22 protein-coding genes and 1 pseudogene are annotated in these 25,578 nt (G+C 71.4%); 10 read left to right on the top strand and 13 right to left on the bottom strand.

Translation table 11 applies throughout. The features are described 5' to 3' along the window. The 3 genes from D7X12_RS20295 to D7X12_RS20285 form a co-directional block, all read right to left on the bottom strand. Positions 1–1,078, bottom strand: a 1,078-nt coding sequence (locus D7X12_RS20295) for an ABC transporter permease (protein WP_147443740.1), incomplete at its 3' end; no start/stop codon positions are given. Positions 1,079–1,181: 103 nt separating this feature from the next. Continuing rightward, positions 1,182–1,385, bottom strand: a complete 204-nt coding sequence (locus D7X12_RS20290) for a hypothetical protein (protein WP_120626932.1) — start codon at positions 1,383–1,385, stop codon at positions 1,182–1,184. After that, on the bottom strand, positions 1,382–2,407 hold the full coding sequence (locus D7X12_RS20285; protein WP_120626931.1) for an ABC transporter substrate-binding protein: 1,026 nt from the start codon (positions 2,405–2,407) through the stop codon (positions 1,382–1,384). The genes D7X12_RS20290 and D7X12_RS20285 overlap by 4 nt, the downstream gene beginning before the upstream one ends. A 148-nt stretch (positions 2,408–2,555) precedes the next feature. Here D7X12_RS20285 and D7X12_RS45090 point away from each other — a divergent pair, with 148 nt between their 5' ends. From D7X12_RS45090 to D7X12_RS20275, 3 genes are all read left to right on the top strand, one after another. After that, complete coding sequence (locus D7X12_RS45090) at positions 2,556–2,843, top strand: aldo-keto reductase family protein (RefSeq protein ID WP_279637234.1); 288 nt, start codon at positions 2,556–2,558, stop codon at positions 2,841–2,843. A 2-nt stretch (positions 2,844–2,845) separates the two neighbouring features. Beyond that, the gene (locus D7X12_RS45085; protein ID WP_279637233.1) at positions 2,846–3,274 is read left to right on the top strand and encodes an aldo-keto reductase family protein; all 429 of its coding nucleotides are present in this window, start codon (positions 2,846–2,848) and stop codon (positions 3,272–3,274) included. A gap of 96 nt (positions 3,275–3,370) precedes the next feature. Beyond that, positions 3,371–4,705, top strand: a complete 1,335-nt coding sequence (locus tag D7X12_RS20275) for a glycoside hydrolase family 16 protein (protein WP_244224667.1) — start codon at positions 3,371–3,373, stop codon at positions 4,703–4,705. A gap of 52 nt (positions 4,706–4,757) precedes the next feature. Here D7X12_RS20275 and D7X12_RS20270 read toward each other — a convergent pair whose 3' ends face one another. Continuing rightward, positions 4,758–5,876 (bottom strand): polysaccharide deacetylase family protein, encoded by a 1,119-nt coding sequence (locus D7X12_RS20270; protein ID WP_244224666.1) that lies wholly within the window; start codon positions 5,874–5,876, stop codon positions 4,758–4,760. A 205-nt stretch (positions 5,877–6,081) separates the two neighbouring features. Here D7X12_RS20270 and D7X12_RS20265 point away from each other — a divergent pair, with 205 nt between their 5' ends. From D7X12_RS20265 to D7X12_RS20250, 4 genes are all read left to right on the top strand, one after another. Then, positions 6,082–6,951, top strand: coding sequence for an ABC transporter substrate-binding protein (locus tag D7X12_RS20265; RefSeq protein ID WP_120626928.1), 870 nt, complete (start codon positions 6,082–6,084; stop codon positions 6,949–6,951). Next, positions 6,948–7,742 (top strand): ABC transporter ATP-binding protein, encoded by a 795-nt coding sequence (locus D7X12_RS20260; protein ID WP_120626927.1) that lies wholly within the window; start codon positions 6,948–6,950, stop codon positions 7,740–7,742. The genes D7X12_RS20265 and D7X12_RS20260 overlap by 4 nt, the downstream gene beginning before the upstream one ends. Further along, complete coding sequence (locus D7X12_RS20255) at positions 7,739–8,674, top strand: FecCD family ABC transporter permease (RefSeq protein ID WP_120626926.1); 936 nt, start codon at positions 7,739–7,741, stop codon at positions 8,672–8,674. The genes D7X12_RS20260 and D7X12_RS20255 overlap by 4 nt, the downstream gene beginning before the upstream one ends. A gap of 137 nt (positions 8,675–8,811) precedes the next feature. Next, on the top strand, positions 8,812–9,660 hold the full coding sequence (locus D7X12_RS20250) for a tetratricopeptide repeat protein (protein WP_120626925.1): 849 nt from the start codon (positions 8,812–8,814) through the stop codon (positions 9,658–9,660). Between the two features lie 24 nt (positions 9,661–9,684). On the opposite strand, the gene D7X12_RS20245 is transcribed toward D7X12_RS20250, so the two are convergent. The 3 genes from D7X12_RS20245 to D7X12_RS20235 all read right to left on the bottom strand — a co-directional run bounded on the left by D7X12_RS20245 (position 9,685) and on the right by D7X12_RS20235 (position 14,827). Then, positions 9,685–9,903, bottom strand: a complete 219-nt coding sequence (locus D7X12_RS20245; protein ID WP_208719164.1) for a DUF3185 family protein — start codon at positions 9,901–9,903, stop codon at positions 9,685–9,687. Between the two features lie 51 nt (positions 9,904–9,954). Continuing rightward, positions 9,955–13,296, bottom strand: a complete 3,342-nt coding sequence (rnr, locus tag D7X12_RS20240) for a ribonuclease R (protein WP_120626923.1) — start codon at positions 13,294–13,296, stop codon at positions 9,955–9,957. A 127-nt stretch (positions 13,297–13,423) separates the two neighbouring features. Next, positions 13,424–14,827 (bottom strand): protease inhibitor I42 family protein, encoded by a 1,404-nt coding sequence (locus tag D7X12_RS20235; RefSeq protein WP_120626922.1) that lies wholly within the window; start codon positions 14,825–14,827, stop codon positions 13,424–13,426. A 197-nt stretch (positions 14,828–15,024) separates the two neighbouring features. On the opposite strand from D7X12_RS20235, the gene D7X12_RS20230 reads away from it, so the two are divergent. The 3 genes from D7X12_RS20230 (at position 15,025) to D7X12_RS20220 (ending at position 17,916) form a co-directional block, all read left to right on the top strand. Next, entirely contained in the window at positions 15,025–16,272 is a 1,248-nt protein-coding gene (locus D7X12_RS20230) for a molybdopterin molybdotransferase MoeA (protein ID WP_120626921.1), read from the top strand. A gap of 125 nt (positions 16,273–16,397) precedes the next feature. Further along, positions 16,398–17,072: a GTP cyclohydrolase II gene (gene ribA / locus D7X12_RS20225; protein WP_120626920.1), complete on the top strand. Its 675-nt coding sequence runs from the start codon at positions 16,398–16,400 to the stop codon at positions 17,070–17,072. A 34-nt stretch (positions 17,073–17,106) separates the two neighbouring features. Further along, positions 17,107–17,916, top strand: coding sequence for an MBL fold metallo-hydrolase (locus D7X12_RS20220; protein ID WP_120626919.1), 810 nt, complete (start codon positions 17,107–17,109; stop codon positions 17,914–17,916). Here D7X12_RS20220 and lipB read toward each other — a convergent pair. From lipB to D7X12_RS20190, 6 genes and pseudogenes are all read right to left on the bottom strand, one after another. Further along, complete coding sequence (gene lipB / locus D7X12_RS20215) at positions 17,906–19,009, bottom strand: lipoyl(octanoyl) transferase LipB (RefSeq protein WP_120626918.1); 1,104 nt, start codon at positions 19,007–19,009, stop codon at positions 17,906–17,908. The genes D7X12_RS20220 and lipB overlap by 11 nt on opposite strands. After that, entirely contained in the window at positions 19,006–20,505 is a 1,500-nt protein-coding gene (locus D7X12_RS20210; protein WP_120626917.1) for a ClpX C4-type zinc finger protein, read from the bottom strand. Before D7X12_RS20210 ends, lipB begins: the two co-directional genes overlap by 4 nt. Positions 20,506–20,602: 97 nt before the next feature. Then, a complete protein-coding gene (locus tag D7X12_RS20205; RefSeq protein ID WP_120626916.1) occupies positions 20,603–21,871 on the bottom strand; it encodes a dihydrolipoamide acetyltransferase family protein in 1,269 nt (422 codons plus the stop codon). 44 nt (positions 21,872–21,915) lie between these two features. Beyond that, on the bottom strand, positions 21,916–22,845 hold the full coding sequence (lipA, locus tag D7X12_RS20200; RefSeq protein ID WP_120614239.1) for a lipoyl synthase: 930 nt from the start codon (positions 22,843–22,845) through the stop codon (positions 21,916–21,918). A 272-nt stretch (positions 22,846–23,117) separates the two neighbouring features. Beyond that, positions 23,118–24,332 (bottom strand): DUF937 domain-containing protein, encoded by a 1,215-nt coding sequence (locus tag D7X12_RS20195; RefSeq protein ID WP_120626915.1) that lies wholly within the window; start codon positions 24,330–24,332, stop codon positions 23,118–23,120. A gap of 355 nt (positions 24,333–24,687) precedes the next feature. Then, positions 24,688–25,578 (bottom strand): annotated as a pseudogene (locus tag D7X12_RS20190) (penicillin-binding protein 1C); the annotation flags it as partial.

Below are 25,578 nucleotides of genomic sequence, written 5' to 3'. Positions count from 1 at the left end.
CCACCAGCACGCCCGCCCCCACCGCGAGCAACACGCTGCGCCCCGTGGCCCGGAGCGTGCGCGCGTCCCACAACACCCCGGACCAGTGCGACAGCGTCAGCGCGTCCCACGTCAGCGCCGCGCCGAAGCTGCGTTGCAGCGATGTCAGCAGGATGGCCGCGAGCGGCAGCACCACCAGCACGCCGGCCACCAGCCCCACGCCCGCCAGCGCCCACCGTCGCCACGCGCCCAGCGCGAGCACGCGCGGTGACACGCCCTTACCCGCGCTCAACCGCACGCGGCCGGTCCGGCCCAGCGCCCACGTGAGCCCCAGCGCCAGCGGCGTCAGCAACAACAGGAACGACGCGAGCACCGAAGCGCGAGGCAGCCCGTCCTCGCTGCCCAGCAGCACCAGCTCATAGATGCGCGTGGTGAGCACTCGCGTGGGTGGCGACGCCGATACGCCCAGCAGGTACGGCACGCCGAACGAAGACGCGGCCATGAGGAACACCATCACCGCGCCCGACAGCAGCGATGGCAGCGCCAGCGGCACCGTGGTGCTCAGGAGCGCGCGAAGCGGCGAGGCGCCACACACCCGCGCGGCCTCCTCCAGCGCCGGATCCACGCGGCGCAGCGCCGCCGCCCCCGCGAGCAGCACCAGCGGCAGGCCCGACAGCCCCTCCACGAACGCGATGCCTCCCGCGCCATAGAGATTGAACACGTCCGCGCCCAGCATCCGGTTGAGGTAGCCAGCGCGAGGGCTCGCGAGCGACAGCCACCCCATGCCCCAGATGAACGCGGGGATGGCCGAAGGCAGCGTGAACACCACCGTGAACGCGCCCCGCAGGGGCAGGTCCGTGCGGAACAGCAGGAACGCCAGCGGAGCACCCAACCCCAGCGCCCACGCCGTCGCGCCCAGGGAGATGCCCAGCGTGTTCACCAGCGCCCCGGACTCCGCCGCGAGCACCGCTCCCATCCCGCCCGTCGCCGCGCCCACACCGCGCACGAGCAGGGCCGCGACCGGAAGGACTGCGAACAACAGCAGCGGCACCAACCACGCCACCAGCGCGAGCCACCGTCCTCCGCCGCGTCCCGTCATCGCGCGAACGCCCGGCTGAAGGCTTCCTGGATGCCACCGCCGCGCAGGAGCCCCTGCTCCAACCACGCCACCAGCGCGAGCCACCGTCCTCCGCCGCGTCCCGTCATCGCGTGAACGCCCGGCTGAAGGCTTCCTGGATGTCACCGCCGCGCAGGAGCCCCGGCACCAACCACACGGACAGCGCGAGCCACTGTCCCCCGCCACGTCCCGTCATCGCGAACGCCCGACTGAAGGCTTCCCTGATGTCGCCACCGCGCAGGAGCCCCTGCTCCAACCACGCCGCCAGCCCGAGCCACCGTCCCGTCATCGCGCGAACGCCCGGCTGAAGGCTTCCTTGATGTCGCCACCGCGCAGGAGCCCCTGCTCCAGCAACGCTGGGGACCAGGCCTGCGCGCGGCCCAGCAGTCCCTCCACTCCGGGCTCGCCGCGAGGACCACCCAGGCGCGGATCCACCCCGTGCATGTCCCCCTTCTCCACGATGATGCGCTGCCCCTCCGGCGACAGCAGCACGTCCACCAGCGCCTTCGCCGCCACCGGGTTGCGCGTCGTCGCGAACAGGCCCACCGGGCCCGGGATGACAACGGCACCGTCCTCCGGCCAGACGACCTCGACGGGGCTTCCCTTCGCCTTCGCCGCCAGCGCGTTCTCCAGGAGCAGCACGCCCGCGTCCACCTCGCCGCTCTCCACCTTCTGGAGCACCGCCGCGTTGCCCCCCGCCACCACCGCGCCCTTCTCCCGCAGGCCCGCGAAGTACGCGTCGCCCCGCCGAGCGTGCATGAACACCGCCCAGGTGAACGCCGTACCCGACGTGAGCGGATCCCCGATGGCAACCTTCCCCTGCCAGCTTCCATCCACCAGCGCCGCGAATGACTTCGGCGGCACGCCCTGCCCCACCCGGTGCACCAGCACCATCGTGGACAGCCGGACGGCCGCGTACCGCGCATCCAGGTCCACCAGCGCGCGGGGAATGCGCAGCGCGTTGACGGACGCGTAGCGCAGGAAGGCGCCCTCCCGCGCCAGCCGCTCGTACAGGAACGGATCAGACGTCATCAGCACGTCCGCGCGCACGGCGCCCGCGGCCCGCTCCGCTTCCAGGCGGCTGGACACCTTCTCGCTGCCAGCCTGGTACCAGTGCACCTGCACGCCGGGCAGCCGCTCCTTCAGCAGCGGCTCCAGCGCATCCAGCACGTGCCGGTACATCGACGTGTAGACCCACACCTCGCCCGAGGGTGTCGCGGCCTGCGCCACGGCCGGCCCTCCCGACGGCGCGGCGGATTCAATGCGGCACCCGGCCAGGAGGACGAGCGCGAGCAGGAGGAGGATGCGCATGCAGGTGTCGATTATGCGCCGAACCGCGTCCCGAGCGGTGGCTCCTGCACAGTCCATCCGAGAGACCGTTGTGCCCCGTCCCGGGCGGACCCAACGTCGGCCTGCCAGACCCCACCGGACCCTTCGGTGGCGGGGAGGATGCCCGCACATGACCCGGAAGGAATTCCTCGCCGCGACGCTGTCGCTGATGGTCGCCCCGACCGTCCTCGGCGCCCCGCCTCCGAAGTCGAAGTCCAAGGCGCCCGCCGTGCCCCGCCGCAAGCTGGGTCGCACCGGGCAGGAGGTGTCGTGCGTGGGGCTCGGGGGCTTCCACATCGGGAAGCAGAAGAACGAGGCGGAGAGCCTCGCGCTCATCCGCGGCGCGCTCGACCAGGGCATCAACTTCCTGGACAACTGCTGGGACTACAACGAGGGCAGTCCCCGGACATCCACCTGAAGATGCTGGAGACCGCGAAGCAGCACGGCCTCCGCTTCGACGCCGTGCAGCTGCCCCTCAACGTGATGGACGCCCACTTCAACAGCTTCGAGAAGCGCGTGCTGCCCGTCCTCGTGAAGGAGGGCATCGGCGTGCTCGCGATGAAGTCCATGGGCGACCCCTTCATCCTCGACAGCAAGACCGTCACCGCGCCGGAGTGCCTGCGCTACAACCTGTCCCTGCCCGTCAGCGTCGTCATCACCGGCATCGACTCGCAGGAGCGGCTGGAGCAGGCCCTCACCGCCGCGCGCACCTTCAAGCCCCTGTCGGAGAAGGAGGTCCAGGCCCTCCTCGCGAAGACGAAGGACGCGGCCAGGGACGGCGCCTTCGAGAAGTACAAGACGAGCCAGCACTTCGACGGCACCGTCAAGAACCCCCAGTGGCTCGGCTGACAGCATCCCAGACGTCTCCAGGTGCTCCTGGCAAGGCGAGTTAAAACGGGCAATCATGAATGCTCCCCCAATCCCGGAGCGTTCATGAAGCGTCCCATGCGTGCAGGTCTTGTCGCCGCAGGAGTCCTCGCCACCCTTTCCGGCTGTTCGCCCGAGCCGGAGGCGCCCTCGGAGGCCGTGACGTATGGCCAGACGGCGCAGGGCGAGCGTTCCTATGATCCAGGCGCGGGCTGGAACCTGACCTGGCAGGACGACTTCACGGGCACGTCGCTGAACACGGGCGCGTGGACGGTGCTGACGAGCAACTGGGATCCCGTCACCAACAACTGCAACTTCGGCACGGGCGAGCTGGAGTACCCGCGCGCGCAGAACGTGGTGGTGCGCGACGGCAAGCTGGTCCTCGTCGCGGAGCGCACGGGGGACAACCCCACCGACCCGCGCTGCCCCGGCAACTACCGTTCGTTCTACTCGGGCCGCCTGCACACCAAGGGCAAGGTGGAGGGGCGCTACGGGAAGATCGTCGCGAGCATCAAGATCCCGCCCGGCTACGGCATGTGGCCGGCGTTCTGGACGCTGGGCTCCAATATCTCCAGCGCGGGCTGGCCGGCCGCGGGGGAGATCGACATCCTGGAGTGGACGTCCCAGGAGCCCACGTGGATGAAGTCCGCGCTGCACTGGCACAACGGCGGGCAGGCGGACTGGGGCACCGGCGCGAGCCGTGGCGTGGACCTGTCGCAGGACTTCCACACGTATGAAGTGGAGTGGAACGCCAACACCATCGTGTTCCGGTTGGATCGCGACTTCGTCTCCACGGCGACCTTCGGCCACAACGAGACGGAGTTCCAGCAGCCGCACTACCTCATCCTGAACCTCGCGATGGGCGGCAACTGGTACGGCCACCCGTCGCCCAACGCCATCGACCTGCCGTGGGGCGTGCAGAAGACGATGGAGGTGGAGTGGGTGCGCTGGTACCAGCCCGGCGGCGCACAGACGCTGGGGCTCACCAACCCCGGCTTCGAGCAGGGCATGACGGGCTGGAGCACCTGGGGCACGGAGGCCGCGGACCTGTCGGAGACGTACAACGGCGGGCACTCGGGCAGCTACCACCTGACGCACTGGACGGCGGGCACGCCCTTCGAGACCTGGACGTATCAGACGAAGTCCGGCCTGGCGGCGGGCACGTACAAGCTGCGCGCGTGGGTCCGCAAGGGCGGCACGTTCAACTTCGCGCGCTTCCAGGTGAAGACCTGCGGCTCATGCGCACCGGCTGTCACCAACCTGGGCACCTACGGCGGCTGGACGCTGGTGGAGACGCCCGCCGTCTCCGTGCCGGCCAACGGCTACCTGGAGTTCGGCCTGCACAGCAACGCGCCCACGCACAACGGCTCCAGCTTCATCCACCTGGATGACGTGGAGCTGATCCGCCTGTAGCTCGCATCCACCGCCCCGCGCGCCGGTGATTCCCGGCGCGCGGGGTGTGACGTCAGTGCGGCACGAACACGAAGTCGTCCACGTACACCGTGCCCTGATCCGTCCCCGAGTCGTCCTGCACGTAGATGTCATTCACGATGCCCGACGTCGCGCCCAGGGTGCTGAGGGGGATGGACACCTTCTCCCAGGTGCCCGCCGCGATGGGGTGGCCCAGCACGTCCGCCAGGTTGATGCTGCCCAGCGGCGTGGCGTCGTTGAACAGCGCCAGGCGCACCTGCTGACCGCCCGTGGTGCCGCCGTGCACCCAGAGGTCGATGGACTGGTACAGCGACAGGTCCAACCCGCTGGTGTGGTGGAGCATCAGCGCCTCCCAGTAATCCGGCTCGAAGCTCAGCGAGTTCGGCCCGGAGTGCACCGTGACGGACTCGTCCAGGGAGTGCGTCGCCCAGCTCCAGTCCTGGAAGCCACTGCCCATCGCGTCGTCGTAGACGACCGTGCCCGCGGAAGCCGGCTGCTCCGTGAGGCCGTCCATCAGCGCCACGCCTTCGGAGAGGGTGACGGTGCGCACGTTGCGCAGCTTGAGGTAGTCCAGGATGGCGGTGAAGTTGGACGTCTTGTACTGCGTCTCGCGCGTGGGCGTGCTGGCGAACTCGTGGAAGAGGATGATGAGCCAGCTCTTCTCCGCGATGGCCTGGTCGATCCACCCCTTCACCGTCGCCACCGTCACGTAGCGAGACACGTCGTTGGCGCGCAGCTCGTAGATGACGGTGTCGCGGTAGTTGCGGCCCGCGTTGATGGTGCGGTGGCTTGCGTACTCCGACTTCAGCGCCGTCATCACCGCCGCGTTGTAGGCGCCGTAGGGTGAGGCCAGGGCCTGACCGCACGCGGCGCCCACGTTCGCTGCGAGCCACGCGCGAGAGTCATGCAGCTCCGACGTGAGCTGCGTGGGCGTCAGCGACGTGAGGTCCGCGTGGGTGCGCGTGTGGCTGGCGATCTCGTTGTTCTCCGCATGGAGCGTGCGCACCTGCGCGAGGCTCATGTAGCCGCCCCAGCCCTGCGCCACCGCGTCGGTGACCAGGAAGTACGTGGAGCGGATGCCGCGAGCCTTGAGCGCGGGCCGCGCAATCGTGTACTGCGTGCTCCAGCCGTCATCCAACGTGATGGACACCATCCCTTCCGCGAACGGCGTCGCGGCAAAGGCAGAAGAAGCGCAAAGCAACACCACGGCGCAAAGCACGCGGACCGACGGATTCATCCGAACCATGTCTGGGAAATCCCCCTGTGAGGACCGCGAGGATACGCGCGCCGTGGGGGAAGCCCAGCCCCTCTTCCAGGCACTCCGGGACGGGCCGCGTGTTAGAAGGCGACCCGCCCCCATGAGTCTCTTCCGCCTCCCCTCCCTGCTCGTCGCCCTGCTCGTCCTCGCGGTCGGTTGTCAGCGTCCGGCGCCTCCCGCATCGGAGATTCAGGCGCGGCGCATCGTCTCGCTGTCGCCGGCCGTCACGGAGACGCTCTTCGCCCTGGGCGCGGGCCCGGAGGTGGTGGGCGTGTCGGACTACACGGTCCTGCCACAAGGCACTCCCGACCTGCCGAAGGTGGGCACCACGTTCGCGCCGAACTTCGAGGCCATCGCGCGGCTCAAGCCGACGCTGCTCGTGGATCAGCAGGTGAAGCAGGCCCCGGCGGAGGCGCTGTCCGCGCTGGCGCCCTTGAAGGTGCTGCCCTGGCTGTCGCGGTCCGACGTCGTCGCGAGCGTGAAGGAGCTGGGCCGGCTGAGCGGGCGCGAGGCCCAGGCCACGGCGCTGGCGGAGCGGCTCCAGACCACGCTGTCGCGCCCCGCACCAAAGGACGCCCTGCGCGTCCTGCTGGTGCTGGGTGACGTGTCGGGCACGCTGTCGGAGGTCTGGTACATGAAGCGCGGGTCGCTGCATGGGGCGGCGCTGGAGGCCGCGGGTGCGCGCAACGCCGTGGCTGAGGACAAGGCCGGCCCGCCCAACCTGTCACTGGAAGGCGTCATCGCGTTGGATCCGGATGCGGTGCTGGTGCTGGTCAGCGCGCAGGGGCTGGATGCCTCGCAGCAGGAGCGCGTGCTCGCGCCGTGGAAGAAGCTGACCGGCCTGCGGGCGGCGCGGGAGGACCGGGTGCGGCTGGTGGTGGGCCGCGACGTGGAGTCCACCGGGCCGGCCATCCTCGACGTGGTGGAGCGGCTGCGGGCCGCGCTGGGCACCCTGCCCGCTTCGCGATGACGGCCGGGCTGACGCTGGACACGGTAACGGTGCGGGCGCGGGGGCGGACGCTGCTGGAGGGCGTGTCGCTGCGCGTGGCGCCCGGCGACTTCGTGGCCATCGTCGGGCCCAACGGCGCGGGGAAGACGACGCTGCTTCGCGTGGCGTTGGGATTGCTGCGGCCGGACTCGGGGCAGGTGCGCGTGGACGGGCGCGACGTGTCGGGGCTGGCGCCGAGGGAGCGCGCGGCACTGCTCGCGTGGCTGCCGCAGCGCCTGGAAGCGGCGGAGCCCATCACCGCGCTGGAGCAGGTGGTCGCGGCGCGCTACCGCTTCCCCGAGTCCCGTCGCGCATCCGAGGCAGCGGCGCTCCGGGCGCTCGCGGAGGTGGGGGCCCAGGATTTCGCTTCGCGTCCCGTGACGGAGCTGTCGGGCGGTGAGCGGCAGCGCGTGGCGGTGGCGGGACTGCTCGCGCAGGAGACGCCGCTGGTGCTGCTGGACGAGCCCGCGAACTTCCTGGACCCCGCGCAGCAGTTGGAGTTGTACACGCGCGTGGGCCAGCTCTGGCGTGCGGGACGCGGGCTGCTCTGCGTCACCCACGACGTGAACGTGCTCACGCATGCACGAGCGCCCGGCACGCGCGCGCCCCGGGTGGTGGGGCTGGCCGAGGGCCGCGTGGTGTTCGACCTGGACTACGACGCGCCGGACCTGGGTGAGCACCTGGGTGCGCTGTTCGGCGTGAGGATGCACAGCACCTCCGTGGATGGACACCGCGTCTTCGTGGGCCTGCCCCGGGGCGGAGGTGCACCGTGAAGCTCTGGGTGCTGGTCGCGATTTGTGTAGTCGCCTGCACGGTGGCGCCGTTCATCGGCCCGGGGCTCTCCGCCAACTCGGCGGACTTCATCTTCTGGCAGCTCCGCGTGCCCCGCACGCTGATGGCGATGCTCGTAGGCGGCACGCTGTCGCTGGTGGGGGCCGTGTACCAGTCCCTCTTCGCCAACCCGCTGGCCGCGCCCAGCACCGTGGGCACCACGGCCGGGGCGACCCTGGGCGCGCTCGTGGCCATCGTCCTGGGCGCCCGGCTGGCTCCGGGGGGCCTGCCGCTGATCACCGCCGCGGCCTTCGTGGGCGCGCTGGGCGTCAGCTTCATCGTGGCCGCCATCGCCGCCGGCCGCCGCGTGCGGATGAACGACGTGGTGCTCGCCGGCATCGCGTGCTCCATGGCGGCCGGGGCACTCGCCACCGGGTTGCAGTTCTCCGCCGACTCCGCGGAGCTGATGGCCGCCACCCGCTGGTCCCTGGGCCACCTGCCCCAGGTGGGCTACTCGGGCGTGCTGCTGCTGACGCCGTTCGCGCTCGTCACCGTCGCGGGCCTGCTCGCGCTCACCCGCGCGCTGGAGGTCTTCATCGCCGGCGAGGAGCACGCCGAATCCCAGGGCGTCCCCGTCCGCCGCGTGCGCACGGTGGCCATCGGCCTGGGGGCCCTGGGCGTCGCCGCGTGCGTCGCCTGGTGTGGCCCCATCGCCTTCGTGGAGCTCATCGTCCCGCACCTCGTGCGGCGGACCCTGGGCGTCAGCCGGCGCGTCCTCCTCCCCGGCTCCGTCGTCGTGGGCGCCGCGTTCCTCGCATTGTGCGATGCGTCGGCGCGCGTCTTACTGCCAGGGCGTGAATTGCCAGTGGGAGTGGTGACAGCCGCCCTGGGCACCCCCCTGCTCGTCTATCTGGTGGCGCGCGGCCGATCCTGAGGGCCCCCTGGCCACCGGCCGCCAGGAGGGGGACCGACCCTTCAGGACGGGGGGTGCGGGAAGCGAGTTCGGGTATATTCCGCGCCACGTGGGGCCCCGTGAGGCGTGCCCCTGGAACTTCACGAAAGGCTTTGAGCATGAAGCGGCTGGGAAGCGTGGGATTGATGCTCGGGGTGCTGACCCTGGGCGGGACCTTCGGCTGTGCGGACGAGAAGGCGGAGAAGGCCAAGGAGCACCGGGTCAAGGGCACCAACTTCCTCGCTGACAAGGACTACGCGGCGGCGACGAAGGAGTACGAGGAGTCGCTGAAGATCGACCCGACCCAGGAGAAGGTCTGGGAGAAGAAGGCCTTCGCGCACCTGCAGGCGGGCCAGACGGATGAGGCCGCGCAGGCCGCGCTGAAGCTGGTCGACTTCGCCAAGACGCCGGACGACAAGGCCGTCGCCTACCGCAACGTCGCGGCCATGTACGCGAAGAACGGCCCGCTGGAGAAGGCGGAGCAGTACTTCCAGGAAGCGCTGAAGATCAACCCGAAGGACGCCGACGCGCTCAGCTGGATCGCGGAGGTCCACTCGCAGCGCGGTGGCGCCCGCTCCATGGCCGCGCCCGCCGTGCCCGAGGAGCTGGAGAAGGCGCTGAAGATCTACGACCAGGTGCTCGCGCTCAACCCGAACTCCGCCAACACGTACCTCAACAAGCGCATCGTGATGGCGAAGTACATGGAGCACGAGAAGTCCCTGCGCGACGCCGCCGAGCAGGAGGCCGTGGAGGCCGGCACGCCGCCCGCGCCGGTGAAGGGCAAGAAGCCCGTCGTGGACCCCGGCGCCGCCGAGCGCGTCGCCGCCGCCAAGGCCAGCTCCGCCGCGCACCAGGCCCGCATCGATCAGCTCCAGATCGAGTTCAACGAGCTGACCAAGCAGTTCGGTGAAGCGACGAAGCGCAACGCGGCCGCCGCCAAGGGCGCGCAGGCCACCAACAAGCCGTAGCCCGCGCGCTGGAGGGGGTGGGGCCTAGCGTCGGCCCTTCCCTCCTCCGAAGAGGGCCAGCAGCACACCGCCCACGAGCGCGGCGCCGCCGCCCGCGACATAGAGCGTCGTCTGCTCGGTGTTGCGCCCGGTGACCAGCTCCGTGGCGCGCTCGGTGAGCGAGTCCTTCGCCTGCAGCCCGGTGTACAGCAACACCCCGCCCGCCACGGCGAGCATCAACCCCACGATTCGCAGAACACCCACACGTCCTCCTGGAATGGAATGACAGAGGACCGGGAGTGCCCGGCCCTCCGGTCAGCGCTTGCGCTTGCCAGGGGCACCGCGCCCCGGCTTCGTGCCAGCGCCCTTCTTCTTGCCGCCGGCCTTCTTCGCCGCCGGGGACTTCTTCGACGGCTTCGCCCGCGAGCCCGTGGCCGCCGCCGACTTGCGGACCTTCTTCGCCGCGCTCGAGCGCTTCGGAGCAGGCCCTTCGGAGAGCAGGCCCCGCTGCGCGGCCAGCGCACGGATCCGGTCGAAGCCCGGGTGCGGAGAGGGCGCCGGCGCCTCGTCCTCACCGAAGCGGTCGGCGAAGGCAGCCGGGCCCGGCGGGGTGAAGTCCTCACGCGGCGCCGTCACGGCGTCGGGCTCCGCGGCGAAGCCGGGCTCCGCGACGTCGGGCGTCGCGTCGGGCTCCGGGCGCACCGGCTCCGCGGGACGGAACACGCGGCGCTTGCCCTTCGCCGGGGCCGCGGGCTCCGCCTTCGGAGCGCGCTCCACGGGTGCGGCGTCCTCCGTGCGGGCCCGCAGGAAGCGCGAGCCGGGACGGGCCGGAGCGGCCTCCTCCCGGCGCCCTTCCCGGCTGAACCGACCGCGCGGGCGCTGCTTGGACGTCGCCTCCGGAATGACCTCTTCCACGGACGGAACGTGTGCAGGGTCGAAGCCGGCGAGGACGGCGGCCTCCTCCGACGCGACGTCCTCCGCCGTGGGCGGCTCCCACGTCCTGACGCCAAAGGGCGTCTCCTCCGCCCCGGCATCCCAGGGCGCGGCCTCTTCCGTCGGCGGGCGCGCGGCGGCGGGCTTCTGCTTCTCCCATGGCTTGCGTCCCGCCGGGGCCACCACCTCGCGCTCGCCGCGGCCGGTGCGACCCGCCCTGCCGCCGAAACGCGGGGGCGCCTCGTTCACGTACTCGCGCCGCCGTGACGTCGCCCGTGCGGCGTCGGTCCGGGCCAGCGGGGACTCGCCTTCGAACTGGAGCGCCTCGAAGTCGATCTTCCGCGACACCGTGCTCGCGGACAGCAGGCGCACGCGCAGCTTCTGGCCCACGCGCACGCGCCGCCCGTTCGAATACACGAGCGAGTGAACGCGCTTGTCCAGCTTGGCGCCCGGCCCCAGCGTCTCCGCCTTCACCAGGCCCTCGACGTGCTCCGTGTCCAGCTCCACGAAGAAGCCGAACTCGGCGATGCCCGCCACGGTCGCGTCGAACTCCTCGCCCACGCGGTCCTTCATCAGGAGGGCCGCGTAGAACGACACGACCTCGCGCTCCACCGTCATCGCCGCGCGCTCGCGCTCCGAGCACTGCTGGGCCATGCCCTCCAGCCGCTCCTCCTCGCGCTCCAGCTGCGCTTCGGACGGCTTCTTGCCCTTGCGAGCCCACACGTTCTTGAGGACACGGTGCACCAGCAGGTCCGGATAGCGCCGGATGGGCGACGTGAAGTGCAGGTAGTTCTCCGCCGCCAGGCCGTAGTGGCCCACCCGCGTCGCCGTGTACACGGCCTGCATCATCGAGCGCAGCAAGAGCTGGTTGAGCGCGCGCTGCTCCGGGTGTCCGTGCAGCTGCGAGATGAACGCGTCCAGCTCCTTGGACGACACGCCGTCGTCCACGCTCAGGTGGAAGCCGTACGCCTCCGCCAGCACGGAGAACGCCGCCAGCTTCTCCGGATCCGGCTCCCCGTGGAACCGGTACACCGTGGGCAGGCCCTCATCCTGGAAGTACGTCGCCACCGCCTCGTTGGCGGCGAGCATGCACTCCTCGATGAGCCGGTGGCTGTCCTGGCGCTCGCGCTTCTCCATCCGCAGGGGCAGGCCGTCCGGCCCGAGCACCACCTTGTGCTCCGGCACGTCGAAGTCGATGGCGCCTCGCGCCTTGCGCATGCCCATCAGCGCGCGCGCCAGCGCCATCAGCTGCTCGAACTGCGGCTTGAAGGCATTGCGGTGCGGCACGTCCTTGCCGTCCAGGACGTCCTGCACCTCGTTGTACGTGCAGCGCGCCACGCTGCGCATCACCGCCGGGTAGATCTCCGACGAGCGACGCGTGCCCTGGCGGTCGAACGTCATGTCCGCCACCATGCACAGCCGGTCCTCGTCCGGACGCAGCGAGCAGATGCCGTTGCTCAGCCGCTCCGGCAGCATGGGCAGCACGCGGTCCGGCAGGTACACGGACGTCGCGCGGTTGAGCGCCTCCACGTCCAGCGCGCTGCGCTCGCGCACGTAATGGGACACATCCGCGATGGCCACCACCAGCCGCCAGCCGTTGGCCTGGGGCTCCGCGTAGACGGCGTCGTCGAAGTCGCGCGCGTCCTCACCGTCGATGGTGATCAGCGGCAGCGGGCGCAGGTCGCGGCGGTTCTCGCCGGTGGCCTCCGCTTCGGTGACGCGCACGGCGAACGCATCCGCCTCGTCCATCACCTCCGGCGGGAACTCGTCGGAGAAGCCCTGCGAGAAGGCCGACCCCAGCACCTCCGCGCTCGGCTCGCCCGGACGGCCCAGCGAACCGGCCACCTCACCGAAGAGGCCCTGCCCCGGCTCCAGGAGATCCGCGCCCACGCCCAGGCGCACCTTCACGAGGTCGCCGTCGCGCGCCATCTGCGTCGCGGGCACGCGGATGGGCCCCGGGAGGCTCGTGTCCGTGGGGTTCACCACCGAGTGGCGGCCCTGCTCCACGTAGGTGCCCACCGCCAGCTCGCGCCGGCGGTTGATGACGCGCAAGAGCCGGCCCTCGAAGCGTCCCGGCCGGCCCGCCACCTCCACGAGGACCCGGTCGTTGTCGAGCGCCCGCTGCGCCTCCTGCGGCGGCAGGAAGATGTTCTCGCCCTCGCCCGACACCGGGTGCACGAAGCCGAAGCCGTCCCGGTGCACGTGGAGGATGCCCTCCACCGTCGGCTCGTTGGAGTCCTCGAAGCGCGAGTCACGGCCACCGCGCCGCAGGTCACGCCGGAAGTCCCCGCCACCCCGGAACCCACCCGGGCCCGCGTCGCGGAAGGCGCCACGGCTGGCACCAGGACCTGGGCCCGCGTCGCGGAAGGCGCCACGGCCAGGGCCAGGACGCGCGCCCTCGTCGCGAAAGGCGCCACGGCTGGAGCCAGGACCCTCTTCGCGCCCGCTTCCCGGCGCAGGTCCGCGCTTGCGCGTGGGGGGCGCGGGCGGAGCACGGCGCGAACTGGCGCCAGCCTCCGGTGCGCGGGGCGCGCGCGAGCCTTCCAGGCGGAAGCGCTTGCCGTCCTTGAGGATGGCGCCGGAGCGCACCAGCTCACGCAGGGCGCGCTTGAGGTCGGTCTGCTGGCCGGGATGGAGTCCCCCGAGGCGCAGGAGTTCCTTCACGCCCAACGGGTGGTCTGCCTCGGCGAGGAGCTGTCGGATGTGGTCTTGGGAAAGGCTCACGGGAGGGGTGCGGCAAGGCCGCTCAGGGAACGGGTAAGCCCGAAACGTGCGGGCGGGAACCCCCCGGGCCCCATTCGCCCTCCCCGGAAGACCTTGCGGTCCAGGGAGGGCCCGTGCGGCCAGACCCTCAGGGTCTGACCGTGACGTTGATCTTGAAGGAGCGCTCCACCACGCCCGGCGTGAACGCCTTGGCGAGGAAGAACTCCATCTCGAAAGAGCCGGGGTTGCGGGGTGTGAAGAAGAACTCGCGGGTGGCCGGACCGCCGTTCGGGCCTGGCTCGAAGTTGGCTTCGCGCAGGCCCACGCGCTTGGCCAGCGTGGGCTCGATGGCCCAGGTCGCCCCGGGCTGCTCCTGCAGGCGCACGGTGAGGCCGTGGTTGAGCTTCACGTCCACGGACGTGGGCACCTCGCCCTCGATGTGCACGAGCTCCATCTCGTCGCGCGACACCGAGCGCGCCTCGGACGGACGCGGCTCCACGTTCTCCGCCGTGATGCGACCGCCCCAGCCGGAGGACTTGTCCACCACGCCCGTCACCTGGAGCGTCTGCCCCACGTACTTGCGCAGGCTCTTGACCGCCGCCTTGCCCTCGATGGCGAACGACACCTGCTGGCGCGTGCCCCCGTTGGACACGACGAGCACGAAGTCATCCCCCATCATCTCCAGGTTGCCCCGGATGCTGGCGAAGCCCTTGATGCCCGCGCCCATGCCCGCGGCGACGGCCATGGAGACCTCGCCGGGCGACAGGTAGCGCAGCTTGGGTTCGGAGTCGGAGGGCGGCGGCGCGACCTCCTCCACTTCCGGCTTCTTGGCGGAGTACTTGCGCACCTCCACCACACCGCTGTGGTTGGTCGTCTTGCGGATCATCCCGCTCACGGAGACCTTGTGGTCCACGTACGCCGGGAGGACCTCCTGATCAGGCCCCTGGAGCAGGAACGTCAGCTCGCGCTTGTCCCGACCCACGACCACCAGGTGGGGCAGCTCGCCGCTGAGGATGAGCCGGCCCTTGAGGCTGCCCTCCCCCATCACGCCGCGGCCCTCGCCGGCGGTCAGCAGCTGCTCCATCTCGCGCTTCGTGAGCGGCTCGCCCACCGGGGGGAGCTTCGTCGCGCGCGGGCGCGGCTTCTCCACGGGGGGACCAGAGGGCACGGCCGACTGGGCCTTGGAGCCCGCCTTGCCTGCTGCCTTCTTCCCGGTCGCGGCAGGCGCGGCCTTGGAGGCTGCGGTCGCCGCGGGCGGAGCCTTGCCAGCCTTCGCGGGGGCGGCTGCGGGAGGTGGAGCCGTCTTGGCCCCTGCCTTCGCCCCCTTGGCCGCGGCGGGTGCCTTCTCCGCCACCGCCTTCTTCACCGCCGCGACCTTCCCCTTCGCCCCCTCGGCCACTGCCTTGACGACCTTCGTCGCGGCCGTCGCCACCTTCTTCGAGGCATTCCGGATCAGATCCAGGCGGGCCGCGTTGTCCTTCTTCGCGGTAGGCTTCGCACCGGTTTTTGCAGCGGGAGTCGGCTTCTTCGCCCCGGACTTGGGCTTGGCCATCGACGCTGTCTCCTTGAAAATTTCCCGTGTGCTATCAACGGGTTGGCGGGACGCCCCTGCTGTTGGACGCGAGCCTCGCGATCACGGTTGCTTGTAACGGTGATCAGTTGGGCTGTCAAACTAACACTTGATTTTCTCTCGGACTTTGGTTGCGAAAACGTCCCTGGGACACCCTTCGTGCCGCTATAGATCCGGGCATGAGTGACACCCCCGCATTGCTGCCTGTCGAGGAGGCTCGCGCGCGGATCCTCGGGCTGTGCACGCCGCTGCCCCCCGAGTGGGTGCCCGTGGACGACGCCCTGGGTCGTGCGCTGGCGGAGGACGTCCTGGCTCGCCGCACCCTGCCCCCCTGGGACAACTCCGCGATGGACGGCTACGCGGTGCGCACGGCGGATCTCCTGGGCCCGCTGCCCACCCGGCTCAGCGTGGGGGAGACGGTGTTCGCGGGGAAGCTGCCCCTGCGCGAGGTCCTCCCCGGCACCTGCGCGCGGATCATGACGGGGGCGCCCCTGCCCTCCGGCGCGGACGCGGTGGTGATGCGCGAGCGCACCCGCTCCGTCCCCCCGGAGCAGGCGAACGATGCCGTGAACGACGCCGTGGACATCCTCGAAGCGCCGGGTCCGGGCCAGTTCATCCGCCCCCGGGGCGAGGACGCGCGCGAGGGCGACGTGCTGCTGCGCCGGGGCACCCCGCTGGGCATCCCGGAGCTGGGCCTGCTGTGGGCGCAGGGCATGGCGTCCGTGCCGGTGCCCCGGAGGCCGCGCGTGGCGGTGCTGTCCACCGGCGACGAGCTGTGCCGGGTGGACGAGCCCCCCGGGGGCCGCATCGTGGACACCAACGCCCCTGCCCTGGCCCTGGCGGTGCGGCGCGCGGGCGGCGTGCCCACGCTCCTGGGCATCGCCCGGGACACGCCAGAGGCCGTCCAGGAGGCCCTGGCGCGCACGGACGGCTTCGACGTGGTCCTCACCAGCGCGGGCGTGTCCGTGGGCGACCACGACTTCGTGAAGGACGCCCTGGAGGCCCTGGGCGTGGTGCAGCACTTCTGGCGCGTGGCCATCAAGCCCGGCAAGCCGCTGGTGGTGGGACAGCGCGGGGCCGCCCTCTTCCTGGGCCTGCCCGGCAACCCCACCTCGTCGCTGGTGACCTTCGAGCTGTTCGTCCGCCCCGCCCTGCGCCGCCTCCTGGGCCTGGAGGACGTGGAGCCCGCCCGGGTCCCCGGGCGCCTGGAAGGCAGGCTGGCGAAGGCGCCAGGGCTTGCCCACTTCGTGCGCGTGACGTCCACCTGGCGGGCGGGCGAGTTGTGGGTGAAGCCCCTGGGGACGCAAACGTCGGGGGCCCTGCGTTCAGCGTCGGCAGCCAGCCACCTGCTGCACTTCCCCCGGGAGCAGAGCAGCCTGACTGATGGCTCCCATGTCGAGTTGATCCCCCTGTCGTGGGTTGCCTGAGAAACGAAGATCCCGGGTCCCACGTCCAACTTTCCGACCGGTGTTTCCCGATGAAGGGGAGTGCCACCTTGACTTGCATCCGGGGGGGCGAGAAAAACCTGCCCCTCAACTGGGAGACGACCCACATGTCCGACACGCGCTCACCCCAGGTCCTGCCGACCCGAAAGCCGACCCAGCACCTGGAGCGGTACTCGGAGGCGGACGTGCCCACGGCCCGCGGGGTGCTGAGGACCATCGTGTTCCGCGACAAGCGCAACGGGCGTGAGCACGTGGCGCTGGTGGTGGGTGAGCCGGCGGGGCTGGACGGGGTGCCGGTGCGCATCCACTCCGAGTGCCTGACGAGCGAAGTCTTCGGCAGCCTCAAGTGCGACTGCCGCGAGCAGCTGGACCGGGCCCTGGACTTCGTCACGCAGAACGGCCTGGGCGTGGTGCTCTACCTGCGCCAGGAGGGCCGGGGTATCGGCCTGGGCAACAAGATCAAGGCCTATGCCCTCCAGTCCAAGGGGTTGGACACCTACGAGGCCAACCGGCAGCTCGGCTTCGCGGATGATTTGCGTTCCTATGACGTCGCGGCGGAGATGCTGCGCTCGCTGGACGTGCGTTCGGTGGACCTGATCACCAACAACCCGCTGAAGATCGCCGGGCTGGTGGAGGAAGGTGTGGCGGTGCGACGCCGAATCCCTTCCCGGACCGAGCATAATCCGCATAACGTCGACTATTTGAAGACGAAGCGCGAGCGTACGGGGCACCTGATTGAGCTCTTCGCGGAGGACGACGATACAGAAGCCAAAGCCGGCTAGGCGCCCGGCCCGGCGGAGCACCTCGCGCTTCGAGGTGCGCTTCTGGGGGGTGCGCGGCTCCATTCCCTCGCCCGGTCCCCAGACGAAGCGCTACGGCGGCAACACGCCGTGCGTGGAGGTCCGCTGCGGAGACGAGCTGCTCATCTTCGACCTGGGCTCGGGGGCCAGGGGCCTGGGGGATGCGCTGTTGGCGACGCGCAAGCCCATCAAGGCGTCCATCTTCATCTCGCACTACCACTACGACCACCTGCAGGGGCTGCCGTTCTTCGGGCCGATGTTCTCCCCCGCGAACGACGTGACGCTGTACGGGTCGCCCCGGGACGGGAAGTCGCTGAAGCAGATCCTCGCCGGGCAGATGGTGCACCCGTACTTCCCGGTGACGGCGGAGGACGTGTTCCGCACGCGCCTTGCGTACCGGGACGTCATCGTGGGCGAGGACATCCCGGTGGGCGACGCCGTGGTGCGCACGCTGGAGCTGAACCATCCGGGCGGCAACGTGGGCTACCGGGTGGACTTCGGCGGGCGCTCGCTGGTGTACGCGACGGACGTGGAGCACGGCAGCACCGCGCTGGACAAGGGCCTGTTCGACTTCGCGCGCGGCGCGGACGCGCTCATCTACGACTCCATGTACACCGAGGACGAGTACCGGGCCCGCTTGGGCTGGGGTCACTCCACCTGGGAGGCGGCGGTGCGCGCGGCGGACGCCAGCGACGTGAAGCAGCTGGTGCTCTTCCACCATGATCCGGGCCGCGACGACGCGGCCATGGACAAGCTGGTGCGGCAGGTGCGCAAGCAGCGCCCGGAGGCCATCGCCGCGAAGGAAGCGATGGTGCTCAAGCTTTAGTCGGCAGGCTCGGCGGTCGGACCTGGAGCGCCCGCGCCACCGTCTCGCGCAGGCCCCGGAAGGGCAGCCGCAGGAGGGCGGTGGGCACGTCCACCCACTCGAAGGCGTCGTGCTCCGGGCCCGGGTGGACGACGGCGTCCGGCGCGACGTGCACCGCGAAGCCGTTCTCCTCCACCAGCTTCGGCGGCAGCACGTCCCCCAGCGCGAACGCGTGGCGGTAGCCCAGGTCCACGGGCTCGGTGTGCAGGCCCGTCTCCTCCGCGACCTCCCGGCGGGCGGCGTCGGCGGGGGACTCTCCCGCCTCCAGACGGCCGGTGACGGTCTGCCAGAAGCCGCCCCGCTCCGGCGTCCTGCGCAAGAGCAGCACGCGCGCCTCCGGGCCCTGGCCGCGCACCACCGCGACGCTCACCGTGCGCAGCGCCACCGCGCCGTCCACGCGCCGGGCGTCGAACACCTGGGTGAACTCGCGCGCGAGCGCCTCCTCCACCTCCGGCACGGGCACGGCGTGGCCCAGCTCGCGCTGCATGGACGTGACGCCCGCCTCGCGGATGCCGCACGGGACGATGAGCTGGAAGTGCTCCAGGCGGGTGTTCACGTTGAGCGCGAAGCCGTGCGTGGTGAGCCACTTCGACAGGTGCACGCCAATGGCGCCAATCTTCCGCGCGTCCGGCGAGCCCTCCTGCCCCAGCCACACGCCCGGCCACTTCGGGATGGGCCCCGCGGTGAGGCCGAAGCCCGCGAGCGCCTGGATGAGGCCACGCTCCACGTCGCGCACATAGCGGCGCACGTCCTGGCGCTCCGGGGGCAGCAGGAGGATGGGGTAGCCCACCACCTGTCCCGGCCCGTGGTAGGTGACGTCGCCGCCGCGGTTGGTGTCGAAAACCTCCACGCCCTCTTCGGCGAGGCGCGCGTCCGTGGCGGTGATGTTCTCCCGCTTCGCGGCGCGGCCCAGCGTCAGGACGGGCGGGTGCTCCAGGAGCAGCAGCGTGTCCCCGACGAGCCCCTGCATGCGGGCCTCACCGAAGAGGTGCATCAGCTTCAGCCCGTCTTCGTACTCCACCCGGCCCAGGCGGAAGACGGTGAGCGTGTTCATGGCGGGCCCTTCCGTCCCCCTCGGTTGGGCGCGGCGGGCGTCTGCGCGGACTCCAGGCTCCAGGTGCCGGCGTACACGCGGGAGAGCAGCGCGCGCAGCTCATGCCCCGCTCGCGGCGAGCGGACCGCCTCGGCCGCGAAGGCGCCCAGCACTTCTTCCGACAGCGACACCACCGGACGGCGGAGCGCCAGGGAGCGCCGGGCCACCTCCACCAGCTCCGGCACCGTGGGACGGCGCACCGGCAACAGCACCTGCACGCGCTCCAGCAGCGCCACCGGGATGGAGCCCTGCACCGCCTCCGTCAGGCCCGCCGTGGTGGGCACCGGCAGGCTGCCGCCCTCCCCTCGCACCCACAGACCCAGCGAGGACACCGCGCCACGCGCGCTCATCACCACCGCCCGCTCCGGGTGGCTCGCGATGAACGCGACCAGCGCCGCCTGCGCCCCGGGCGTCAGCCGGTCCACGTCCTCCAGCAGGAGCGGCTCCATGCCGCTGGCGGACTCCAGGGACTCCACGGTCGTGAGCACGCCCTGGCCCCGCCGCTCCAACGTCTGGAAGAAGATGCTCTTGCCGCAGCCCTCCGGACCCACGAGGAGCAGGCAGCGCGCGCCGGCCTGGAGCGTGCGTTCCAGCAGGATCCGCACCTCGTCGTGGCCCACCATCTCCACGCTCGCGGTGGGCTCGGGTGACTCCACGGGCTTGCGCACGGGGGGCGGGACGACGTCGCCCAGGAGCCCCTGGGATTCGCCCAGGCAGCCCTTGCAGATGAACGCGCCCGCGGGGCCCGCCACCAGGTCCCCGACTTCGCCGCGAGGCCGGCAGCAGAACGAACACCACGCATCCAACGCGGGATCCGCACGGGTGGGACCACGCTCGATGAGGCGCTTCTCCCGGCGGCGGCCGCGTTCGGGCGCCGGGGGCACGGGCCCCTCGTCCTCGTCCAGCGGGCGCAGCAGTCCTCCGGGGAGGATGACATCCTCGTCGTCGTCGTCGTCGTTGTTGTCCTCGGGCTCGGGCTCGGACCGGAGGGGGGCTTCGCTCGCGGGAGCCTGCGGGGAGGACTTCGACGGACTTCCCGCACCGACCGCCGCGATCCGCTGGGCCAGCCGTGGCAGCCCCTTCGCGTCGGTGGACACCGTCACCCCGGGCGCGACGGCGTCATGGCGCCCGGAGGGATGCAGCACCGCGGGGTCGGGTTCGGACGAAGGGGACGGGTCCCCCGGCGACACGGCGTCGCTCCAGGGCTGTGACGACAGCGACCGGAACGCGACGGCATCCTTGCCAGCAGCCATCGCCGCGGCAAAGGCAGGGCTGACGTCCGGAGACCGGCTCTTGAGCTGGCGCGCCTGCCGCAAGAGCTGCGAGGCGCGCGAGGTGTGTCCGGACTTCTGGTAGAGCGCCGCGGCCTGCTCCAGGCAGTCCGCAGCACGCGTCATGTCTCCCTGAAGCTCGGCGGCCTGGGCGGCGCGGATCAACTCACGGGGATTGTCGGCCATCGCGGATGCCCGCCTCAGCTTCTCTTTTCCGGAAGACCCCCCGCGCCCACCGCCCCCCGGAGTCAGGGCGGTCGGGCGAGCACCGCGACGCGCGTCCTCACGCCATCGCGAGGAACAGCAGGTCCGGTGCTTCCAGGTACTTGATGACCTCGTAGACGAAGCTCGCCGCCACGTCACCGTCGATGACGCGGTGATCGCAGGAGAGTGACAGGTTCATCATGTCCCGGATGACCACCTGGTCGTTCTTCACCGCCGGGCGCTTCTTCAGCTTGTGAACGCCCATGATGCCCACCTCGGGGTGGTTGAGGATGGGCGTGGCGAACAGACCGCCGCTCTGCCCCAGCGAGGTGATGGTGAAGGTGCCGCCCGTCAGCTCCTCCATCTTCAGCTTGCGCTCGCGCGCCGCGGTGCTCAGGCGGGAGATCTCCTTCGCCAGCTCCCCCAGCGTGAGCTGATCCGCGTGGCGCACCACCGCCACCGTGAGGCCGTCCGGCGTGGCCACCGCGATGCCGATGTTGTACTCGCCGCGCACCACCAGCTCCTGCGACGCCTCGTCGAAGTTGGCGTTGAGGTGCGGGAACTTCTTCATCGCCGCGATCGTCGCCTTCACGATGAACGGCAGGTACGTGAGCTTCGTGCCGTCACCCGCCGCCGCGAGCTGGCTGTTGAGCCGCGTGCGCAGGGCGACCAGGTCCGTGGCGTCCACCTCCTCCACGAACGCGAAGTGCGGCATCGTGAACTTCGAGCGCACCATCTTCTCGGCGATCTTCTTGCGCAGCCCGCGCAGCGCGATGCGCTCGTCGCCCCGGCCCGTGGAGAGCGGCGCCGCCGGACGCGCGGCCTGCGGCGCGGGGGCCGCGACCTCGTTCTTCTTCGGCGCGCCGTTGCCGCCCTCCAGCGCCGCCACCACGTCCGCCTTCGTCACCCGACCCTGGGGACCGCTGCCGGAGATCTCCGCCAGGTCCAGGCCGTGCTCGCGCGCCATGCGGCGCGTGACGGGCGTGGCCAATACCTTGGTGCTGCCCTGCGCCTGGGCCGCGGCGGCCTGGGCCTGGGGCGCGGCGGCCGGAGCGCTGGCGGCCGCGGGAGCGCCGTGGGCCGGAGCCTCCGCCGTAGGGGCGCCGCCCTCGGTCTCCAGCGTCACCAGCAGCTGGTGCACCTTGGCCATGTCGCCTTCACGGCCGTGCGTCTTCACGACGCGGCCCGCGCGCGGGGAGGGCACCGTGACGGTGGCCTTGTCGGTCATCACCTCGGCGAGCACCTGGTCTTCCTTCACCAGGTCGCCCTCCTTGACGTGCCACTTCACAAGCTCGCCCTCCATCACGCCTTCGCCGAGGTCCGGGAGCTTGAATTCGAAAGTCGCCATGAGGGGGTGTGTCTCTCTCTGGGTTGGGGAAGGGGTGCGTCAGGTCAGCCGAGGCGCTCCACGCGCTCGCGCTCCATCAGGCCCTTCATGAAGAACTCGGCGGCGCGGTAGCTGGAGCGCACCAGAGGCCCGGAGGCCACGTAGAGGAATCCGAACGACTCCGCCAGCGCCTTGTAGGCGTCGAACTGCGCGGGCGTGACGAAACGCTCCACGCGCAGGTGGTACTGCGAGGGCTGCAGGTACTGGCCCAGCGTGAGCACGTCCACGCCCACGTCGCGCAAATCCTTGAACGTGCGCTCCAGCTCCTCGTCCGTCTCGCCCAGGCCCACCATGACGGACGTCTTGGTGTAGAGCCGCTCCGGGCGGTTCTTGAGGTACTCCAGCACGCGCAGGGACTGGCGGTAGGTGGCGCGGCGATCCCTCACCGTGGGCGTCAGGCGCTCCACCGTCTCCACGTTGTGCGCGACGACGTGCGGCTTCGCCTCCGCCACCGTGGTGAGGTCCTTCTCCTGTCCCTTGAAGTCGGGGATGAGGACCTCGACGATGGTGCGCGGGCTCTCCTTGCGCAGCTCGCGGATGGCGGACGCGAAGTGGCTGGCGCCCCCGTCCGGCCGGTCATCGCGGTTCACCGACGTGACGACGATGTACTCGAGGTTCATCTCCTTCACCGCCTGGGCCAGATGGATGGGCTCCATCGGATCCAGCGGCGGGGGCGCCCCGACCTTCACGTGGCAGAAGCGGCAGGCGCGCGTGCACACCTCGCCCATCAGCATCACCGTCGCCGTGCCTCCACCCCAGCACTCGGCGATGTTCGGGCAGCGCGCCTCTTCGCACACCGTGGCCAGCTTCGTGCGCTTCACGATGGCCTTGACCCGCTCGTAGCCCTCCCCATGCGGCAGACGCACCTTCAACCACTCGGGTTTACGAGTGGATTCGGAGACCTGTGGGAGGGGAAACCGGTCGGGAGTCGCCATGGGTCGCGGGCCTTCTAGAGGGTGGGTGAAAGCAGGGTCAAGCGTGAAGCCCTAACGCGAGGCGTTAGCACGGGCCTCACAGAAGTGGATCCGCTGGGGGATGTAACGCGGTGGACAGGACGCGGCCAGTCAGGGCCTGGGGGCCCCACATCCCGGACAACACCGGCACCGACACCGGTGCGCTGGGGGCGCTCCCCTGCCCTCCTGCCCTCCTGGGCCCGGCACTCCTGGAAGCGCCGGGCCGGGCCTGCGGGTCCGGGGACTTCGGGGGACTACTGACCGAGCACCTGCACCTCAAGGCGCTGATCCTCGGGGGCGTTGGGATTCGCGTTGAGGACCTCGATGCGGTTGGGCGCCACACCGTTGCCCACCAGGGCCTGGCGCACGCTCTCCACGCGCGTCCGCGCGAGCTGTCGGTTGGAGTCCGCGTCACCAGGGACTTCCGTGTTGCCGGTGATGCGCACGCGCGCTCCCGGCTTCTCCTTCAACACGCCGCCCAGCTCGCCCACCAGCTGCCGGCTCTGGGCGGTGAGCTGCGACGACCCCGCCGTGAACTCCACCCCCTCCAGGATGGCGCCCTGCTTCGCCTGGGTGCCCTCGAGCGCCGCGCGCAGCCCGTTGGCGTCGCTCACGCGCGGCAGCTGCTGGCCCGCACCGCCGGTGCCGGAGCCGCCCGTCCCGGGTGGGACCGCGGCCGGGGCCGTGGTGCGAGTCACCCGCGGCGCCTGGGCCGGCTGGTTCTTGCGTCCGCGCAGGGCGCCCCATGCGAGGACGATCAACGCGAGCAGGGCCAGGGGGATGGCCCACCCGGCGATGCTCTTCCTGCCCTCCAGCGGACGTGCCGGGGCCGTCCGGCGGGGGAGGGATTCCCGCAGGGTGTCCTCCCGCATGGGTGACACCTTTCCACGGGGCGGTTCGAGGATCTCCACGGGCGGGTGGCGCATACCACCGCCGAAGCCCAGGACGCCGCCCAGGCCGGCCGGCAGCGCGGACGCGATGTGGGAGCGCTGGCTGCTCAAGAGCTGCATCAAGCCGCTCGCGCCCAGGCGCTGGTCCCGCACCTGCTTGCCCAGGACGCCCATCACCCTCGGCGCGGCCAGGGACATCAGCCGCATCGCCGAGCCGGGGTCGCGCAGCCCTCCCGCGCGGGAGAGTCCTTCGGCCACGCCCCCCAGCTTGTTGCCGAAGAGCCCACCCAACATCCCCTTCCCGCGCGTCTCCTCTTCGAGCAGTCCCGAGTCGGTGAGGTCCGCGTGAGAGGACGCGTCGGGTCCGGTGAAGCCGCCCTCGTTGAGCTTCGACAGCAGCCGGTGCGCCCCGGCCTCGTTGCTGCCCTGATCGACGACGCCCGCGGCCACCGCGGCGATGGCGCCCGGCATCACCTGGGCGGTCGCCTGGGGATCCTCTCCCAGGGCTCCACCGAGCATCGGGAGCAACCCCTTCTTCGTGAACTGTGAGCCGACCGCTTCGATCAGGTTGAACGCCATGTGATGCCTCCCCGGTTGGGTCCACACCGGGTGGGCCGGTGCGCGAGGCCACGCCCCGCCGGCTGCGCGGGGCCGAGGGCTCTGTGCAATCGATACGGAGTCCCCCCTGCGCTGCTAACCCCTTGAGGGTCACACGGGCGGAGAGGCGCTTGAGAGCCCGTCTCCTCCACGAACGACCGAGTACCGGGGCCCGCTCCAGCCCTCGCGTTCAGGGGTCCTGCGAGGGCCCCGCCAGGCTGCGCGCGCGGGAGCACGCGACCCATGGCCCCGCGGTCTTGGCCTACCAGACGCTCAAGGCCCCGCCAGCACGGCAGCGCCCGACGTCAGGTCCCGCTCCACGTCGCCCACCGGACCTTCAGCGAACGCGATACCGCGTCACCGCCAGCGGCGCGGATCCACCGGGTGCCCACAGCTCCAGCCGGCGCTCACCGGCCACCGCCGGCAGGCGCGTGACGAACGGCGGAGGCAGCTCGATGCGCCGCCCCGTGTCCGTGCGCAGCTCCAACATCCTCGCCCCGGGAGGCGCCATCACCCGCACGGGCACGGCCTGCGCGCTTTCGGGCAGCTCCGGCTCCACCAGGAACTCGTCGCCATCCGCCGGCAGGATGAAGCCGGGCGTCCCCCCGGAACGGGTCCCGACATCCGCCGACGCGGAGGACAGCCCTTCCGCCTGGGCCCAGGCCAGGTACGCGGGGCCCACGTCCAGCGCGCCATCGCTCCGGTGCATGGTGCACGCGTGGCGCGGCGCCGTGCCCTGCAGGTAGACCTCCTGCAGGACGCCCGGGCAGTGCGGCCCCGCGAGCTCGCCGGACAGCGGGCAGATGGCCCTGGAGTCGAAGTGGCTCCGGTCCACCAGCGGCGCGGGGCGCACGCCCCTCATCGCCAGCGACATCACCCGCGCGAACACCGGGCCCGCGCCGGTGATGCCGGACACGCCCCGCATCGGCGTGCCGTCGAAGTTGCCCACCCACACGGCCACCGTGCGCTCCCGGGTGAAGCCCGCCGCCCAGTTGTCCACGTAGGCCCGGCTCGTCCCCGTCTTCGCCGCCACCCGGAACGGCAGGCGCAAGGCGTTGTCCAGGCCGAAGGCCGGCGCGCGGGCCGCCTCGTCCGCCAGCACGTCGGTGAGCAACTCCACCGGCCGCGCCGGCAGGAAGCGGTGCGGCGTCATCTCGTCGGGCACCGGCAGCGCCGCGCCGTCCGGGCCCTGGGCCGCTCGCACCTCCCGCACCGGCCCCACCACCCC

Source organism: Corallococcus sicarius (assembly GCF_003611735.1).
In the GTDB taxonomy this organism is placed as follows: domain Bacteria; phylum Myxococcota; class Myxococcia; order Myxococcales; family Myxococcaceae; genus Corallococcus; species Corallococcus sicarius.
The sequence above is the reverse complement of the archived record's forward strand: the minus strand, read 5'-3'. Positions and strand labels throughout refer to the sequence as shown.